We start from the raw sequence: 15,543 nt of genomic DNA, 5'->3' as shown, positions 1-15,543 counted from the left end.
AGTCGTCTTTTCTATCTGGCGGTTACGGCTCTGGCATACTCGACCAAGTCTTTTGGGTAAACCATATGATCAATGTTGCTGTCGTCGATGTCGTACAGAAACGCGATGGCTCCCGCCTCCAGCGCCCAGTAGCCAACGTAGCTTCCCTCGTCGCCATCCTTATGCGTGTCATACCAAGGGGCTTGATCAAAGGACGAATACCAATTTACACAATATTTTTTCAAAAGCTCGGGTGCGATTTTTTTATCTTCGAAGTATATGGCTTGAATTAGCGGGGTGTAAGCGTCGTGATACCACTGATCGACATCTTCACGGTCGGGAAGAATCTTGATCAGTAGATCTTCATATAGCGTATCCATGCCTGCATAACCGGCGTTATCGATCAGCAAAACGAATCGTTTCAGTAAGTCTCGGCGATGCAGAAGGATACAGAGACTGATCACTTGTAAACATTCCTGATACTCGTCAATCCAGTCATCAATTGTCAGCGGCGTGATGTTTTCAATCTGTTCATATTGAGCCCGCTTGTGTTGCAGAATCTCATAGCCATCTATCAGCGTCTCTAGTAGGGGTGGAAAGTTGTGGATTTCTTCTCCGGCGGTATAACGCATTAAGATATTGTTCAAGTAAAGCGTTTGAAAATGCCGGGCTCTTAAAGACTGCTCCTGCTCGGGAGAGACTGCTTGAAACAGCTTGTCTTTCCAGAAGGTAAATGACTTTTTATAATTGCTTAAAAAATTACCGTATCTCTGCTCGGTAAGGAGTTTTTGTCTTTTGATCATGTTTCTTTGCTTCGGTCAATAGTGGTGTTGTTTCTGGCGTAGTCCACTAAAGCTTTTGGGTAAACCATGTGATCGATTTTACTATCATCAATGTCGTATAAGAATGCGATTGCGGCGGCTTCGATTGCCCAATAGCCAACGTAACTGCCGCAATCCCCCTGCAGGTGCGTATCATGCCAAGGTGCATGCGGGAATGCGGGGTACCATTGTTCACAATAATCGCCTAGAAGCTTGCTGGATTGCTCTTTGGTCTTGGCATAGATGGCTTGAATCAATGGGGTATATACATCGTGGTACCATTGATCAACGTCATGTCTGTTTGGCAGTACTTTGCACAATAAATCTTCATACAAGGTGTCATCGCCAACGTATCCCGCCTGATCTATTAGAAGCACGAACCGCTTCAATAGGTCGATGCGATGCAACAGGATACACAAACTTATGACTTGTACGCATTCTTCATACTGGTCCAACCAATCATCTATTGCGAGGGGGGAGATATTTGGGAGTTGTTCGTAGACCGCTGATGCTTTCTGCGATATTTCGTATTTCTCTATGAGCGTTTCCAGTAGTGGTATAAGTGTCGTAATCTCTCCGCCGGCCGTATAACAGGCTAGGATTCTGTCAAGCAGCAAGTCTTGAAGATGACGTGCTCTAATGGCAGCTTCTTGTTGAGGGGAGCAAGATTGGAAGGTATTGCTCTTGCAAAATTCAATAACTTCATCGTATTCCTTCAGAAAGCCTTTATAGTTGGCCTCGTTGTAGAATGCCTGTCTAACCTTCATGTGCTCTCGCATATTCGACCAAATCCTTTGGATACACCATGTGATCAATTTCGCTGTCGTCTATGTCATACAGAAATGCGATTGCTCCCGCTTCAATAGCCCAGTATCCGACGTAATTCCCATCCTCTCCCTGTAAATGCAAGTCGTGCCATGGCGCTTGTTCAATGCCGGATACCATTGGCTGCAGTATTTTTTCAGATACTTGGTTGCTTCTTCTTTACTATCTGCATGGATAGCTTGAATTAAAAGTGAATAGACACCGTGAAACCAATAATCTACATCGTGCCTGTTTGGTAGTATCTTGGTAAGTAAATCTTCATATAGAGTATCGGCGCCAGCATAGCTTGCGTTATCTATTAATTTTACAAAGCGTTTGAGGAGGTCGGTGCGATGCAGTAGCACACAAAAACCTACTACTTGCACGCATTCTTCATATTCGTCAGGCCAGTCATCAATTGCTAGCGGGGAAATATTAGGGAGGTTTTCGTGCTCTTCTAGCGCGGCCTGTCTTACTTCGTACTTGTCAATGAGATCGCTAAGTAGAGGTATTAAAGACTCTATTTCTTCCCCTGCTGTGTAAGCGGCCAAAAGTCTATCCAGTGCAAGCGTTTGTAGATGTCTTGAGCGAATAGCCGCTTCTTCTACGGAAGATTCAGATTCGAAGGTATTTGACTTTAATAATTCGATCGTTTCGTCGTGTTCTCTTTGAAAGTTTTTGTAATGAGTTTCACTAAAAAATTTCTGTCTTTTTTTCATAGATGTCAGCTAAGGGACCGTAGTGGTTTCACCATGACTTGATGGGCGGCTTTCCGCCCATCTAACTAATAACTGACTTAATTAAAGTCAATCTGTCACCGTTATCCTTACTCTCCCGACCAATACCAAAGCGTATCGCCCCAAGCTGAGTCGCTGAAGCTCGGCATGATCTCGCTTTGCTGAAAGTGACGTCTTGAGTTAGCTTGTGCCGGGGTAAACCAGTAACCTGTTTTGCTGCAAGGTTCACCTGCAATAATACGATTAATCTGGGAACTATTATCGCCCTTATAGTTTCTAGCGTGCTCGACCAATGCCCTTGGGTAAACCATATGATCGATTTTACTGTCGTCTATGTTATATAAAAATGCAATTGCTCCCGCCTCTATAGCCCAATAACCTACGTAACTCCCCTTTTCTCCCTGCAAGTGAGTGTCATACCAAGGTGCTTGTTTGAATGCTGGATACCATTGTTTACAATATTCATTCAAAAGCTTGGAAGCTTTTTCTTTGCTGTCTGCATATATGGCCTGGACTAAAGGTGTATATACATCGTGATACCATCTGTCGACGTCGTGCCTATTTGGTAAGACTTTTCTCAACAGGTCTTCATATAGGGTGTCATCGCCAACGTACCCTGCCTCATCTATCAAGACTACGAAGCGCTTCAATAGGTCAGTACGGTGCAGGAGTATGCACAAGCTTATGACTTGTACGCATTCTTCATACTGATCTGGCCAGTCATCTATTGCGAGGGGCGATATTTTGGGTGCCTGTTCAAAGATGGCTAATTTTTTTTGCCATATTTCGTATTTTTGTATTAATTCCTCAAGTATCGGGATCAAGACTTCTATCTCTTCTCCTGCCGTGTAGCAGGCGAAAATCTTGTCAAGCAGGAGGCTTTGGAATTGCTCTGCTCGAAGTGAAGCTTCTTCTTCAGGAGAGTCAGATTCGAATGTGTTTGTTTTGCAAAAATCAATAACTTCGTCGTACTCTTTTAAGAAATTTTTATAGTGGGCTTCACTATAGAATTTTTGTCTTTTGTTCATAGATGTCAGCTAAGGGGCCGTAGTGGTTTCACCATGACTTGATGGGCGGTTGTCCGCCCATTTGACTAGTAACTGACTTAAATCAAGTCAATCTGTCGTCGTTATTATTCCCCAGACCAATACCAAATAGTATCGCCCCAATGGGAGTCACTGAACCCAGGCATTATTTCGCCTTGATTGAAGTGGCGACGAGATTCTGCTTTTGCCGGCGTAAACCAATAGCCAGTCTTGCTACATGATTGTCCTGCATCTATACGAGCAACTTGGGATCCATCGGTCGGTTGGTAGTTTCTCGCGTATTCGACCAAATCCTTTGGATACACCATGTGATCAATTTTGCTGTCATCTATGCCATACAAAAAAGCAATTGCTCCAGCCTCGATAGCCCAATAGCCTACGTAGTTTCCTCCTTCTCCTTGATGATGAGTGTCGTGCCACGGGGCTTGTTTGAAGGCTGGATACCACTGGGTGCAGTATTTTTTAAGGAAGTTGGCCGCCTCTTCTTTCGTTTTTGCATATATTGCTTGCACTAAAGGTGAATATACGTCGTGATACCACTGGTCTATGTCATGCCTGCCAGGTAATAACTTGCAAAGCAAATCTTCATATAACGTATCGTGGCCTTCGTAGCCTGCGTCGTCTATTAATTTCACGAATCGCTTAAGGAGATCTGTTCGATGTAATAAAACGCAAAAACCTATAACTTGCACGCATTCTTCATATTGATATGGATAGTCGCTAATCGCAAGTGGTGATATATCGGGAGTTTGTTCCGATTCTGATAATTTCTCTTGCCTGATTTCATATTTTGTAATTAAGTCTTCTAAGAGTGGGATGAGCGCAGTGATTTTTTCCCCGGCGGTGTATGTTGCTAGAAGCTTATTAAGTGCCAAACGTTGAAAAAATCTAGAACGAAGCGTCGCCTCTTCTTCGTCGGAGTCTGACTTGAATTTTCTCGTCCTATAAAAGTCTATGGACTCGTCATATTCTCTTAGGAAGGTGTTGTAATGGTTTTCACTATAAAATTTTTGTCTTTTTATCATGTTTTATACCTCAAGCTTAAGTGAAGCTGACATGCCATGTTTTTTAGCTAAAGATTTTTTACGTTTATTCACAAAGTTTTTAACTTCGTGGTCGGCATAGTGAAAGGCTTTATGGTTTTTATGAGAGATTTCATCGGTGTTGTTTAGTCGTGCGCTGGCATGTTCTTGAGGGCTCAGGCTGGTATGGTATAGCGGCGTATAAAATAGATGTCGGCTGTAAGAATGCGTTATTTGGGTAACTAAAAAAACGCTATTAACGGCTTTGCCCAAGTTTTCGTCGATCCACTCCCTGCTCATTTGTACCAATAGTTTTCTTTTTTGTTTGTACGGAGGTGTTTCGCTTTTTGTTGTGGTGGGTTTGTTTTTTCCGGTGCTTATTTTATTTTTCTTTTTGTTAGACGTATTGTTTTCATCACTTTCGATTGGTTCTATTAGTTCACTTGAATCAGTCAGGCCGGCAACCCCTAACCTTGAGCTGATGCCAGGCTGACGCGTGTTGTTCTTTTTACGCATGAATTTTGGCGCATCCTCATCGCGGCTTGCCTTCGCCTCAACAATGGCAAATTGTTCGCCGTCATTGTTGGCAGGATTGGCGCGCCAAACAGCATCTATTCCTGTCCCATTAGCACCATCAGACAATTTGTAGAGAATGTGCTTTGCTTTTGGGCTCCCACCAGCGGAAAGCTTCCCCATCTTACTCGCACTCGGGACCCCCTCAAGCCACTTCCCATCCGCCCCTTTATCATGCCCATCCCAATCCTTGCCCCAGCCAAAATCTTCCGCACAAATGTAATCGGCAATGTGCTCCCCACTAACCCCCAACCCTTCATTCAAAATGCCGGAAGGGGCCTGAAGGCCTACTTTGGAGGCTTCAACCTGGTTGGAATGAGTTCCGCTGGCGCCGTCCTTGCCCTTCGCCGCAACAGCCGAGTCTTTGCTTGCAGGCTTTTCTGCTCTTTTCGGGTGGCTTGACCCGGAGGAGGCCGCCGAACTATTGCGCTGCATCCCTTTCCATTTAACCAACCGCTTCTCAACAATCCCCACCATGGCCGGCATGTTGTCGCGGGAGGCGGCGAGGACGGTGACGACGGATGTTTTGGCCCAGTTTGGAAGGCTTTGGAAAGTCGATGAGCCTTTGACGCCGGTGATGATTTCGTCGAGTTCAGCGCGCAGTTTGCCGGCATCAAATATCTGCTTGAGCAGTTCTTCGGGGCTGGTTTTGATTCCGCATTCTTGCAGTACGAAGCGCAGCAGGTCGAACAGTACTGGGGCATAGCGCTGTGGGTCTTTGTTGACGATTCGCAAGCTTTTCTTCAGGCCGTCGCCCGGTCCTGGCACCCAGCCGATGACAGCCATCAGCAAGTCAAATTGGGCTTCTTCCTTCCCGTCCGTCGACTCTGCGTTGTAGAGGACGATGGAGGATTCGATTGTGTCGTAGGCGTCGATGGCCTGGCCGAGAAACGGCACTGCGCCGAGTGCGATGCCTTTTGCCAGTTCTACCGCGGCCTCTTGGTAAGCGGCGCTGCGGTCTTCGTCACCTTCGCTTGCGCTCTCAACTACTTCGTCACTCATGACAGCCTCCCTGCGGCTTTCTCCACCAATGCTTGTAAATCAACCTGGTCCGGGTCCAGGCCGAGCTTGCGTAAATCTGCGTTAACTTTTTCGTCTGAGTTCTGCACAACCGTGACGCTTTCACGGTTGTACGGCCGCGGATCCTCGCCGTAATACACCTTGGCCGGTCCTTTCGGTACGTCCTCCAACCTGGCAAAGCCGTCGTCGTCCAGCACGCCTTCACGGGTCGAGCCGTCGGCAAAGTCGACGCGATAGGACGCGCCCGGAACGGGCTCAAGGTTGTCGTAGTGCAGGTTCAATTCCAGCCAGGTCGGATTGGACTTGGCTTCTTTCATCAGGCGACCGGCGATGTCGGCCGCGGCGAGACCTGGAATCAGAGGGGCGAGGATGCCGATACCGGTGCCGGAACCCGGCCCGCCACCGGAGTTAACCTTCACATTAGCGCCACTGATCGTCACGCCCCCCGCATCCACCTTCACAAAGCTCCCGCCAGCTTTGGCCGTAAGCTCCATGCCACCCTCAACCACAACCTTTTCCCCGGCGTTGTAGTGAATCTCCGTGCCTGCCTCGACAAACTGCCCAGTCCCGACCTTCACATGCTGAGTCACGCCGACGGTGAGGTGATCATCCGCCCGGGTTTCACTCTTGCGGTCGAGGTGGGTGATGCGATGTTCTTCAACCTTGAATTCGCTGAGAACATTGGCTTCAACGGTGTCATGCCGTTCGTTACCGACACGAATCTTCTGGTCATGCTCGATGTTTTCATCCCAATCCCGTTGGGCGTGCAGATAAATCTGTTCTGCACCTTTCTTGTCTTCAATCCGAAATTCGTTGTAGCCCTTGCCGCCCGGAGAACTGAGCGTCTTAAAGGTACTACGGGTTTTGTTCGCCGGCAGGTCGTAGGGGACGACGTTTTCCTTGTGGTACAGGCAGCCGGTGACCAGCGGTTGGTCGGGGTCGCCTTCCATGAAGGACACCAGCACTTCCATGCCGATGCGCGGGATGGCGATGCCGCCGTAGGCATTGCCGGCCCAGCCGGTGGCGACGCGTAGCCAGCAGGTGGTGTTGTCGTCGGCTTGGCCTTCGCGGTCCCAGTGGAACTGGACTTTGACGCGGCCGTACTGGTCGGTGTGGATTTCTTCGCCCTTGGGGCCGGTGACGATGGCGGTCTGGCTGCCGAGGATTTTTGCTTTCGGGTGTTCGAGGGCAGGGCGGAAGTGCGCGTCCCACGGGGTGGCGAGGAAGCGGTTGCGGTAGCCCTGGTGGAAATCGTCCTTGTTGTCGGTGACGTCGCTGGTGGTGTTTTCGCCAAGCACTTGCGGCTGTTTACCTTCGTGGACGACTTCCAGCAGCAGCCAGAGGTCATTCCACTCGGCGCGCGGGTGTTCGCTCAGGGCCAGGAAGTGGCCGCTGACCAGGATTGGTTCGTCACTTTTGCCTTCGGCGAGTTTGTAGTCGCTGCGATGGCGTTCAAGGGCGCGGGTCGCCAGTTGCTTGCCGCGCTCGCGATCGGTGAAGCGGCCGGGATAGTCGTAGTCTTCGAGGTCCGGGGCGAAGGTGCTTTTGGCGGTGCCTTCAGGAAGGATGCGCGGTTTCTCGAAATCGTAGTCGCGGCGGCTGACGCGGGTGGTGCGGGTTTCCAGGCGCAGGTTGAAGCGTTTGATCACGGTTTTCTCGGCGGCCATGCCGGAATCTTGCTGGTAGGCCACGGGCGCGAGTTTGCGGAATACGGTCTGGTCGTCGCCGAACACCAGTTTGTGGCCGCTGGCCGAGTGCTGGAAGTGGAAGTGGATGCCTTCTTCTTCGCACAGGCGCTGGATGAAATGCAGGTCGGATTCGTCGTACTGCACGCAGTAGTCGCGTTCCGGGTAGATCGCGCCGAGCTGGAAGCTGTAGGCATCGGACAGAATGCCCCGCGCTTCGAGGACCTGGCCGATGATCTTCGGCACCGTCAGATGCTGGAAGATTTGCTGGTCGTAGTTGTGCCGCAGGTAGGCGAGTTGCGGCACCAGGCTGATGCTGTAGCGGGTCAGCTTCTTGCCGGAATCGCCTTGCTCGATGCGATAGACCAGGCCGTGGATGATGCCTTTGCCGGTGGCGCCGAAGGTCAGGCAGCCAGGCTTGTGCAGCAGCTCTTCGAGTTTCAGGTCGGGGCGGGCGCTGACCAGTTCAATGTCGAAACTGAACGGCTGATTGAGGGCTTCGCGACCGACGAAACTGAGCACTTGCAGGTCGGCGGAAACACCGTCCAGCGTGAGGGTAATATGGGTTGCGTTCGCGTCCAGCATGCCTTGAATTCCGTCCTTTGAATAAGCTGGGGCGGATGGTGCAGGATTAAGTGGGCTCGTTCAAGGCGCAAATGCCTTAGCTGCTGACTGCCTATTGCCTGGGGAAAACCCTTAAGGGCGGGGTTTCGGCCAGTGAATGCGGGGGCTTGCCAGCATATCGTCGGGTTCCGGGTTGCCCGGGACGAGGGCTGCACCGAAGAACTAACGGTCATTTTCAGACTAATGTCACCTGCTAGAAGGGCGACGCCTTCGCAGTGATGCCTCACAGCCAGTGCCAGAACCGGCTCCAGAATCCCCGACCCAAATCGTTTTTGCACCCGGCATATTGCTGCGCATACATATCAGAACGCCCCTGCACCTTGCCCGCCGTCGCCACTAACCAGCCTTTGCTGGCATAGGTTTTCTGGCGATAGCCACCCCAACCTTCGTGGTAATTCAGGTACTGGCCGTAGGCGTCATATTTGTAAACGCCATTGATGGTGGCGGTCTTGTCCATGTACCAACCGACAAAGTCGATGGCGTCATCGAAATCCTCGCGGTCGGCGCCGTGTCTGCCGGTGCTTTTCTGATAGTCGGACCAGACTTCATCCTTGGCCTGGGCGTAGCCGGACGCGGTCGACACCCGGCCCCACGGAATTATCCAGAGCAGGTATTTGCGCGGTGTCTTGGCGTCGTAACGGTAGCCGGACTCTTGATACATGATCGCGAACGGCACCTGGATCGGTACGCCCCAGCGCTTTTGCGTGACTTGCGCGGCGTCGTACCAGTCGCTCTTTTCCCGGAAGATTTCGCAGAGATCGTTGGGAGAGCGTGGGGGCGAGGTGCTGCAACCGGCCAGCAGCGTGGTGAGTAGTAACAGTCCAGCCGTTTGCCTTGGGTTCAAAAGCCTGTCTTCCTGTCATGCGCGTAAAAGGGCGACAGTTTACCGACTCAAGGCAGAGGTGGGGGGATTGTGAGAGGCAGCTTTGCGGTGTTGTGATCTTGAGGTTGGCGGTGTTTGGTCGGGCGCTTTCGCGGGCAAGCCTTGCTCCTACAGGATTGACATAGCGCCATCCTGTAGGAGCGAGGCTTGCCCGCGAAGAGGCCCTCACATTCAGCGCAAATCCAACTGCTTGCGATACGGCAAATCCGGCCCGGTCTTGCTGCACGTCAGTGCTGCGGCTTGTACGGCGAACTTGAGCATGCCGTCGATCTGCTCACGACTCAGGCGTTGCACACCGTCCACCGAATCCAGCTGATGCTCGGTCAACCAGGTAATCAGCGCAGCCTGAAAGGTGTCGCCAGCGCCAACCGTGTCGGCAATCTTCACCGAACACGCCGGCACTGACCACGAGCCATGAGCCCGGCTGAACACCGTCGCGCCTTCGCCGCCACGGGTCAGGAATACCAACTGGCAACGATGCTGCAGCCAGCCTTCGATCACCCGCTGCGGATCCTGTTCGGGGTACAGCAGGCTCAAGTCTTCATCGCTGACTTTGATCAGGTCGGCCAATTCCACCAGTTCAGCAATCCGCGAACGCCACAGGTCGATGTTTGGCTCAGGATTGAGGCGCACATTCGGATCAAGGCTGATCAGGCGTTTGCCGCTTTCCCGGCCCACCAACGCCAGCAGCGTGTCGGCAATCGGTTGCACCACCAGCGAGAACGAGCCGATGTGCAAGCCGCGCACCTCAGGCCCCAGTTCTGGCAAATGCTCAAGGCGTAACTGCCGATCCGCGCAGCCTTCGCCACGGAAGCTGTAGTGCGGCGAGCCATTGGCGCCGACCGCGACCATCGCCAGCGTGGTCGGCGCGGCGAAATCGACGAGGTAGTCCGGGCGCACACCTTCGTCTTGCAGTACTTGCTGCAAGCGTCGGCCGAGGTAGTCGGTGGACAACCCTGCAAACAGCGCCGCGTCCACGCCCAAGCGGCGCAGACCCACCGCCACGTTGAACGGCGAGCCACCGGCAATTGCCTTGAAATTCACTTTTGAAGCCAGACCGCTGGCATCGTCTTCGCTGAAGAAATCGAACAGCGCTTCGCCACACACCAGATACATAATTGTTCGCTCTTTAAAGGGTTGCGACGTGTTGTTGATAGCGTTCGTAGGCCTGTTGCGCCGCCGCGACATTCTCGGCGATCGGCAAGGTTTCGCTGGCCAGATCGAGTTTCACGCAACGCTCGCACAAATCCGCCAGGGTGCTTTCGTGGCCGTTAGACCAGGATTTGCACCACGCCGCTTGAATCGCTGCGCCCAGGGCTGCCGCTTCGCTTTGTTCGGTGCAGATCACCGGGGTGTTCATGATATCGGCGACGATCTGGCGCCACACCGGGCTTTTCGAGCCGCCACCGATCAAGCAAATGCTGCGGCTTTGTAAGCCATTCTGGCGCAGCAGGTCCAGTCCGTAGCGTAAACCGAAGGTCGTGCCCTCGACGGCGGCGCGGCACAGGTTGGCCTGGGTCATGTTGGTCATGGTCAGGCCGTGCAGGCTGCCGGTGGCGTGGGGCAGGGCGGGCACGCGTTCGCCGTTGAGGAACGGCAGCATGCACACGCCGTCCGAACCGATTGGTGCATGGGCGACCAGACTGTTGAACTGTTCGATGTCCAGCTCGAACAGTTCGCGAATCACGCCAGTGACGTTGGTCAGGTTCATGGTGCAGATCAACGGCAGCCAGCCGCCGCTGGAGGAGCAGAACGTGGCGACCGAGGCGTCCGGGCTGACTTTCGGCTGTTCGGAGTAGGCGTAAACCGTGCCCGAGGAGCCGAGGCTCATGGTGATCGCGCCGGGCTGGATGTTGCCGGTGCCGATGGCGCCCATCATGTTGTCGCCGCCGCCACTGGAGACCAGCGCTTGCGGGTTGATGCCCAAGTGTTCAGCGATGCTCGGCAGGATCGTGCCGACCGCTTCGTGCGCGTCGATCAACTCGGGCAGCGATGCTTGCAGGCGTCCGGTGGAGTCGATATCGCGCAGCAGTTGCAAGTCCCACTGGCGCGTGCGCACGTTGAAATAACCGGTGCCCGACGCATCACCGTATTCGCTGCAACTGCGGCCGGTCAGCCAATAGTTGAGGAAGTCGTGGGGCAGCAGGATGCGCGCGATGCGGGCGAAAGTCTGCGGGTGTTGTTCTTTGGTCCAGAGCAGTTTGGACACGGTGTAACCCGGCGCGATGACGACGCCGAGGCGCTCCAGCGAGCCTTGTTCGCCGCCCAGATGGGCCAGCAAGCGATCGTTTTCCGGCGTGGATTCGGTGTCGCACCAGAGCTTGGCCGGGCGCAGGACCTGGCCTTGGTCGTCGAGCAGCACCAAGCCGTGTTGCTGGCCGGAGACGCCGACGCCGAGGATGTCCTGGCCGTCGACGTTGGCGGCGAGCAGGGCACGGCGGGTGGCCAGGGTGAAGGCGTCCAGCCATTGACTGGTGTCTTGTTCGCGACGACCGTTGGCGCCGCTGATCAGGGTGTGAGCGGCGGCACCCTGGCCCATCACCTGACCGCTGACGGCATCGAGGATGATGGCTTTGGTGCCTTGGGTGCCGCAGTCGATGCCGAGGAATAGTTGTTGGTTTGCCATGGTTGATCCTTGGTGTGTCAGGTCGTTCTTGGTGAAGCTGTTCGCGGGCAAGCCTCGCTCCTACAGGTATGTCGCCGGCCTCCCGATCGACATAAATCCTGTAGGAGCGAGGCTTGCCCGCGAAGACGGCGGTCATTTCACCGCAGCACTTACGCCAACACCCGCTCCAATGTCCGCGTAACCCCCACTTCCCGCAAGCTGTTACAGCACCATTCAAACGCCGCAACAAACTCTGCCGAACGCGGGATTGCGGTGCCGAAAATCTCTTCAACCTCCAGCAACCGCTGGGTGATCAACGCATCATCTGCCACCAGCGCCTGACAGAACGCCGCTCGCGGATCGGGAATCGCGTAGGTCACGCCATTCTCGTCCACGCCCTTCAAATACAAGGCCCAGGCCGCCACCACCAACGCCGCGCGCTTGGTCTCCTGACCATCGGCAATCAAGCGGTTGATCGTCGGCACGGTGAATTTTGGAAATTTCGACGAACCGTCCGAACACACCCGTTCCAGTTGATCGGCAATCGCCTGGTTGGAAAACCGCGCCACCAGGGTGTTCTTGTAGTCGGTCAAATCAATGCCCGGTACCGACGCCAGTTGTGGCGTGACGTCGAGGTCCATGTAAGCACGCATGTACTGCACGAACAGCGGATCGTTCATGGTTTCGTGGACGAAACGGTAGCCCTTCAAGAACCCCAGGTACGTCAGGGCCAAGTGGCTGCCGTTGAGCAGCTTGATCTTCATCTCTTCGTAAGGCGTGACGTCGTTGGTGAACTGCACGCCGACCTTTTCCCAGGCCGGGCGACCGTTGACGAATTTGTCTTCCAGCACCCATTGCACAAACGGTTCGCAGACCACCGGCCAGGCATCGTCGACCGCGTGTTTGTCGTGCAATTGCAGCTTGTGTTCGGTGCTGGTCATCGGCGTGATGCGGTCGACCATGGCGTTAGGGAAACTCACGTTCTGGTCGATCCAGTCCCGCAGATCAGCATCGCGCAGGGCGGCGAAAGCCAGAAGCGCCTTGCGAGTCACCGCGCCGTTGTGCGGCAGGTTATCGCAGGACATCAAGGTGAACGCTGGCGTACCGGCGGCGCGACGTTTGGCCAGCGCGGCGCAGAGAAATCCGAACACGGTTTTCGGTGCTGCCGGGTGCGCGAGGTCGTGCTGGATCAGCGGCAGGTGAGCCATGAACTCGCCGTTGCTGTCGTCGATGCAGTAGCCGCCCTCGGTGATGGTCAGCGAAACGATGCGGATCTCGGGGCTGGCGAGCTTGTTGATCAGCGCATCGGCGCCGTCTTCGGCCAGCAACATGTCGCGAATCGAGCCGATCACCCGCACTTCGGCGTCGTCGTTGTCGCCCAATTCAAACAGGGTGAACAGGTAATCCTGCTCCTTCAAATCGTCCCGCGCACGGCGGTCTTCGGCGCGCAGGCCGACCCCGCAAATTGCCCAGTCCAGGCCTTCGCCCGTGTTCATCAACGCATCGGTGTAGTACGCCTGATGCGCCCGATGGAAACCACCGACGCCGATGTGGGCGATGCCTTGGCGCGTATCGCTCAGGGCGTAGGCGGGCAGCACCACCTCAGGCGCGAGGCGATTGAGGTTCTGTTTATTGAGTTTCATCGCATAGTCTCGTCAGGCAGCGGCGCGCAGCGGGCGGGTGAGCGCCACGCCGTCGGCATCGAATAAATGGCAGTGTTCGGCGTCCAGGTGCAGGCTCAGCGACTCGCCATAACGGCTGGCCAGATCGCCGCGAACCCGCATGGTCAGTGCTTCGCCGGACGAGGTCACGACGTGGCAGAAGGTGTCGCTGCCCAGGCGTTCGCTGACGTCGGCGGTGACCTGCAAGGTGCAGTCGCCGGGTTGCGCGAGGTTCAGGTGTTCCGGGCGAATCCCCAGGGTCACCGGGCCACCGACGCTCAGGTTGGCACCGCTCAATGGCAGGGTGATGCGGGTGCCGGCGTCCAGTTGTACTTCAACGCTCTGGCTTTCGACGCGGGTAACCTTGCCTTTGAGGAAGCCCATTTTCGGCGTGCCCAAGAACCCGGCGACGAACAGGTTGGCCGGCTGGTGATACAGGTCCAGCGGCGAACCCACTTGTTCAACTTTGCCGCCATTCAGGACCACGACTTTGTCGGCCATGGTCATGGCTTCGACCTGGTCGTGGGTCACGTAGATCATCGTGGCTTTGAGTTCTTTGTGCAGGCGCAACAGTTCCAGACGCATCTGCACCCGCAGAGCGGCGTCGAGGTTGGACAGCGGTTCGTCGAACAGGAAGATTTTCGGGTTACGCACAATCGCCCGGCCAATGGCCACGCGCTGACGCTGCCCGCCGGAAAGCTGCTTCGGTTTACGCTCCAGCATCGGCCCGAGTTCGAGGATGCGCGCCGCTTCGCCGACTTTCTTCTCGACTTCGGCTTTCGGTACGCCGGCCAGGTCGAGGGCAAACGACATGTTCTTTTTCACGGTCATGTGCGGGTACAGGGCGTAGGTCTGGAACACCATCGCCAGGTCGCGCTTGGCCGGGCTGACTTCGGTGATGTCGCGGCCATCGAGTTCGATGGTGCCGCCGCTGACTTCTTCCAGACCGGCGATCAGGCGCAGCAGGGTGGACTTGCCGCAGCCCGACGGGCCGACGAAGACCACGAATTCCTTGTCGTTCACTTCCAGGTCGATGCCCTTGATGATGGAAAAGCCTTCGAAGCCTTTTTGCAGATTCTTGATTTTCAGGTTGGCCATGGTGATGGGCCTCCAAATGTTTTTATTCAGTTGAGCCGGGCGCGCTTTTTTTGTAGGAGCCAGCGATGCGGCGATCCGACTTGCCGGCGAAGGCGATTTGACGGACGCCTTCGCCGGCGAGCCTGGCTCCTACAAGTAACGGGTGTGGCTTATTTCACAGCGCCAAACGACAGGCCGCGGACCAGTTGTTTCTGGCTGATCCAGCCGAAGATCAGGATCGGCGCACAAGCCAAGGTCGATACGGCCGACAACTTGGCCCAGAACAAACCTTCGGGGCTTGAGTACGAGGCGATCAGTGCGGTCAGCGGCGCGGCTTTGGACGAGGTCAGGTTCAAGGACCAGAACGCTTCGTTCCAGCACAGGATCAGCGACAACAGCACCGTGGAAGCCAGGCCGCCCTTGGCGATTGGCAGCAGCACGCGGACCATTTCCTGCCACAGGGTTGCCCCGTCGAGGCGAGCGGCTTCGAGGATGTCTTTCGGGATGTCCTTGAAGTAGGTGTAAATCATCCAGACCACGATCGGCAGGTTGATCAGCGTGTAGATGACGATCAGCGCGATGCGGGTATCGAGCAGGCCGAAACTCTTGGCCAGCAGGTAGATCGGCATCAGCACGCCCACCGGCGGCAACATCTTGGTGGAGAGCATCCACAGCAGCGTGCCTTTGGTGCGCTTGGTTTCGTAGAACGCCATCGAGTAGGCCGCCGGCACCGCGATCAGCAAGCACAGAGCGGTAGCGCTGAACGAAATCACCACCGAGTTCCAGGCGAAGCTGAAGTAGTCGCTGCGCTCGTTGATGTGCAGGTAGTTCTCCAGCGTCGGCGTGAAGATGAACTGCGGCGGCGTGGCGAACGCATCGATTTCGGTTTTGAAGCTGGTCAGCACCATCCAGAAGATCGGGAAGAAGATCAGGATCGCGATGGCCCAGGCCAGGGTGCCGAGCAACAGGCTTTGCAGACGGCGGGATTGTTGAAGAGTCATGGCGC

At 54.8% G+C, this 15,543-nt stretch carries 13 protein-coding genes and 1 pseudogene; all 14 read right to left on the bottom strand.

Annotated features, from left to right (window positions below; translation table 11 throughout):
- Positions 1-11: 11 nt before the first annotated feature.
- The 14 genes and pseudogenes from ACIOYV_RS04900 to ACIOYV_RS04835 all read right to left on the bottom strand — a co-directional run bounded on the left by ACIOYV_RS04900 (position 12) and on the right by ACIOYV_RS04835 (position 15,538).
- Positions 12-782, bottom strand: a complete 771-nt coding sequence (locus ACIOYV_RS04900) for a PoNe immunity protein domain-containing protein (protein ID WP_401321336.1) — start codon at positions 780-782, stop codon at positions 12-14.
- The gene (locus tag ACIOYV_RS04895) at positions 779-1,579 is read right to left on the bottom strand and encodes a PoNe immunity protein domain-containing protein (protein ID WP_401321333.1); all 801 of its coding nucleotides are present in this window, start codon (positions 1,577-1,579) and stop codon (positions 779-781) included. The genes ACIOYV_RS04900 and ACIOYV_RS04895 overlap by 4 nt, the downstream gene beginning before the upstream one ends.
- Positions 1,557-1,745 (bottom strand): PoNe immunity protein domain-containing protein, encoded by a 189-nt coding sequence (locus tag ACIOYV_RS04890; RefSeq protein WP_401321330.1) that lies wholly within the window; start codon positions 1,743-1,745, stop codon positions 1,557-1,559. The genes ACIOYV_RS04895 and ACIOYV_RS04890 overlap by 23 nt, the downstream gene beginning before the upstream one ends.
- A 272-nt stretch (positions 1,746-2,017) precedes the next feature.
- Positions 2,018-2,323: pseudogene (locus tag ACIOYV_RS04885) on the bottom strand (PoNe immunity protein domain-containing protein); the annotation flags it as partial.
- A gap of 107 nt (positions 2,324-2,430) precedes the next feature.
- Positions 2,431-3,369 (bottom strand): PoNe immunity protein domain-containing protein, encoded by a 939-nt coding sequence (locus ACIOYV_RS04880; RefSeq protein ID WP_401321328.1) that lies wholly within the window; start codon positions 3,367-3,369, stop codon positions 2,431-2,433.
- 104 nt (positions 3,370-3,473) lie between these two features.
- On the bottom strand, positions 3,474-4,412 hold the full coding sequence (locus ACIOYV_RS04875; RefSeq protein ID WP_401321325.1) for a PoNe immunity protein domain-containing protein: 939 nt from the start codon (positions 4,410-4,412) through the stop codon (positions 3,474-3,476).
- A 3-nt stretch (positions 4,413-4,415) separates the two neighbouring features.
- The gene (locus tag ACIOYV_RS04870; RefSeq protein ID WP_401321322.1) at positions 4,416-5,984 is read right to left on the bottom strand and encodes a hypothetical protein; all 1,569 of its coding nucleotides are present in this window, start codon (positions 5,982-5,984) and stop codon (positions 4,416-4,418) included.
- Positions 5,981-8,272, bottom strand: coding sequence for a type VI secretion system tip protein TssI/VgrG (gene tssI / locus ACIOYV_RS04865; RefSeq protein WP_401321319.1), 2,292 nt, complete (start codon positions 8,270-8,272; stop codon positions 5,981-5,983). The genes ACIOYV_RS04870 and tssI overlap by 4 nt, the downstream gene beginning before the upstream one ends.
- A gap of 262 nt (positions 8,273-8,534) precedes the next feature.
- A complete protein-coding gene (locus ACIOYV_RS04860; RefSeq protein ID WP_054046231.1) occupies positions 8,535-9,155 on the bottom strand; it encodes a hypothetical protein in 621 nt (206 codons plus the stop codon).
- 210 nt (positions 9,156-9,365) lie between these two features.
- Complete coding sequence (locus tag ACIOYV_RS04855) at positions 9,366-10,310, bottom strand: carbohydrate kinase (protein ID WP_163910043.1); 945 nt, start codon at positions 10,308-10,310, stop codon at positions 9,366-9,368.
- Between the two features lie 13 nt (positions 10,311-10,323).
- Positions 10,324-11,820 carry a xylulokinase gene (xylB, locus tag ACIOYV_RS04850; RefSeq protein ID WP_401321315.1) on the bottom strand — a complete coding sequence of 499 codons (1,497 nt, stop codon included), beginning with the start codon at positions 11,818-11,820 and terminating at the stop codon, positions 10,324-10,326.
- A gap of 149 nt (positions 11,821-11,969) precedes the next feature.
- Positions 11,970-13,442 (bottom strand): mannitol dehydrogenase family protein, encoded by a 1,473-nt coding sequence (locus ACIOYV_RS04845; protein ID WP_401321312.1) that lies wholly within the window; start codon positions 13,440-13,442, stop codon positions 11,970-11,972.
- Positions 13,443-13,454: 12 nt separating this feature from the next.
- Positions 13,455-14,558 (bottom strand): ABC transporter ATP-binding protein, encoded by a 1,104-nt coding sequence (locus ACIOYV_RS04840; RefSeq protein WP_054046223.1) that lies wholly within the window; start codon positions 14,556-14,558, stop codon positions 13,455-13,457.
- Between the two features lie 149 nt (positions 14,559-14,707).
- On the bottom strand, positions 14,708-15,538 hold the full coding sequence (locus ACIOYV_RS04835; protein ID WP_054046221.1) for a carbohydrate ABC transporter permease: 831 nt from the start codon (positions 15,536-15,538) through the stop codon (positions 14,708-14,710).
- Positions 15,539-15,543: the final 5 nt, after the last annotated feature.

It is taken from the genome of Pseudomonas sp. NPDC087342 (genome assembly GCF_044744265.1).
Classification (GTDB): domain Bacteria; phylum Pseudomonadota; class Gammaproteobacteria; order Pseudomonadales; family Pseudomonadaceae; genus Aquipseudomonas; species Aquipseudomonas nunensis.
Note: the sequence above shows the minus strand (reverse complement) of the source record. Positions and strands in the feature narration are given on the sequence as shown.

Coding starts and splice junctions, on each gene's coding strand:
- ACIOYV_RS04870 (WP_401321322.1), bottom strand. CDS start 5,984: ATGAGTGACGAAGTAGTTGAGAGCGCAAGCGAAGGTGACGAAGACCGC.
- ACIOYV_RS04875 (WP_401321325.1), bottom strand. CDS start 4,412: ATGATAAAAAGACAAAAATTTTATAGTGAAAACCATTACAACACCTTC.
- ACIOYV_RS04890 (WP_401321330.1), bottom strand. CDS start 1,745: ATGGTATCCGGCATTGAACAAGCGCCATGGCACGACTTGCATTTACAG.
- ACIOYV_RS04840 (WP_054046223.1), bottom strand. CDS start 14,558: ATGGCCAACCTGAAAATCAAGAATCTGCAAAAAGGCTTCGAAGGCTTT.
- ACIOYV_RS04880 (WP_401321328.1), bottom strand. CDS start 3,369: ATGAACAAAAGACAAAAATTCTATAGTGAAGCCCACTATAAAAATTTC.
- ACIOYV_RS04900 (WP_401321336.1), bottom strand. CDS start 782: ATGATCAAAAGACAAAAACTCCTTACCGAGCAGAGATACGGTAATTTT.
- ACIOYV_RS04845 (WP_401321312.1), bottom strand. CDS start 13,442: ATGAAACTCAATAAACAGAACCTCAATCGCCTCGCGCCTGAGGTGGTG.
- ACIOYV_RS04895 (WP_401321333.1), bottom strand. CDS start 1,579: ATGCGAGAGCACATGAAGGTTAGACAGGCATTCTACAACGAGGCCAAC.
- tssI (WP_401321319.1), bottom strand. CDS start 8,272: ATGCTGGACGCGAACGCAACCCATATTACCCTCACGCTGGACGGTGTT.
- ACIOYV_RS04835 (WP_054046221.1), bottom strand. CDS start 15,538: ATGACTCTTCAACAATCCCGCCGTCTGCAAAGCCTGTTGCTCGGCACC.
- xylB (WP_401321315.1), bottom strand. CDS start 11,820: ATGGCAAACCAACAACTATTCCTCGGCATCGACTGCGGCACCCAAGGC.
- ACIOYV_RS04855 (WP_163910043.1), bottom strand. CDS start 10,310: ATGTATCTGGTGTGTGGCGAAGCGCTGTTCGATTTCTTCAGCGAAGAC.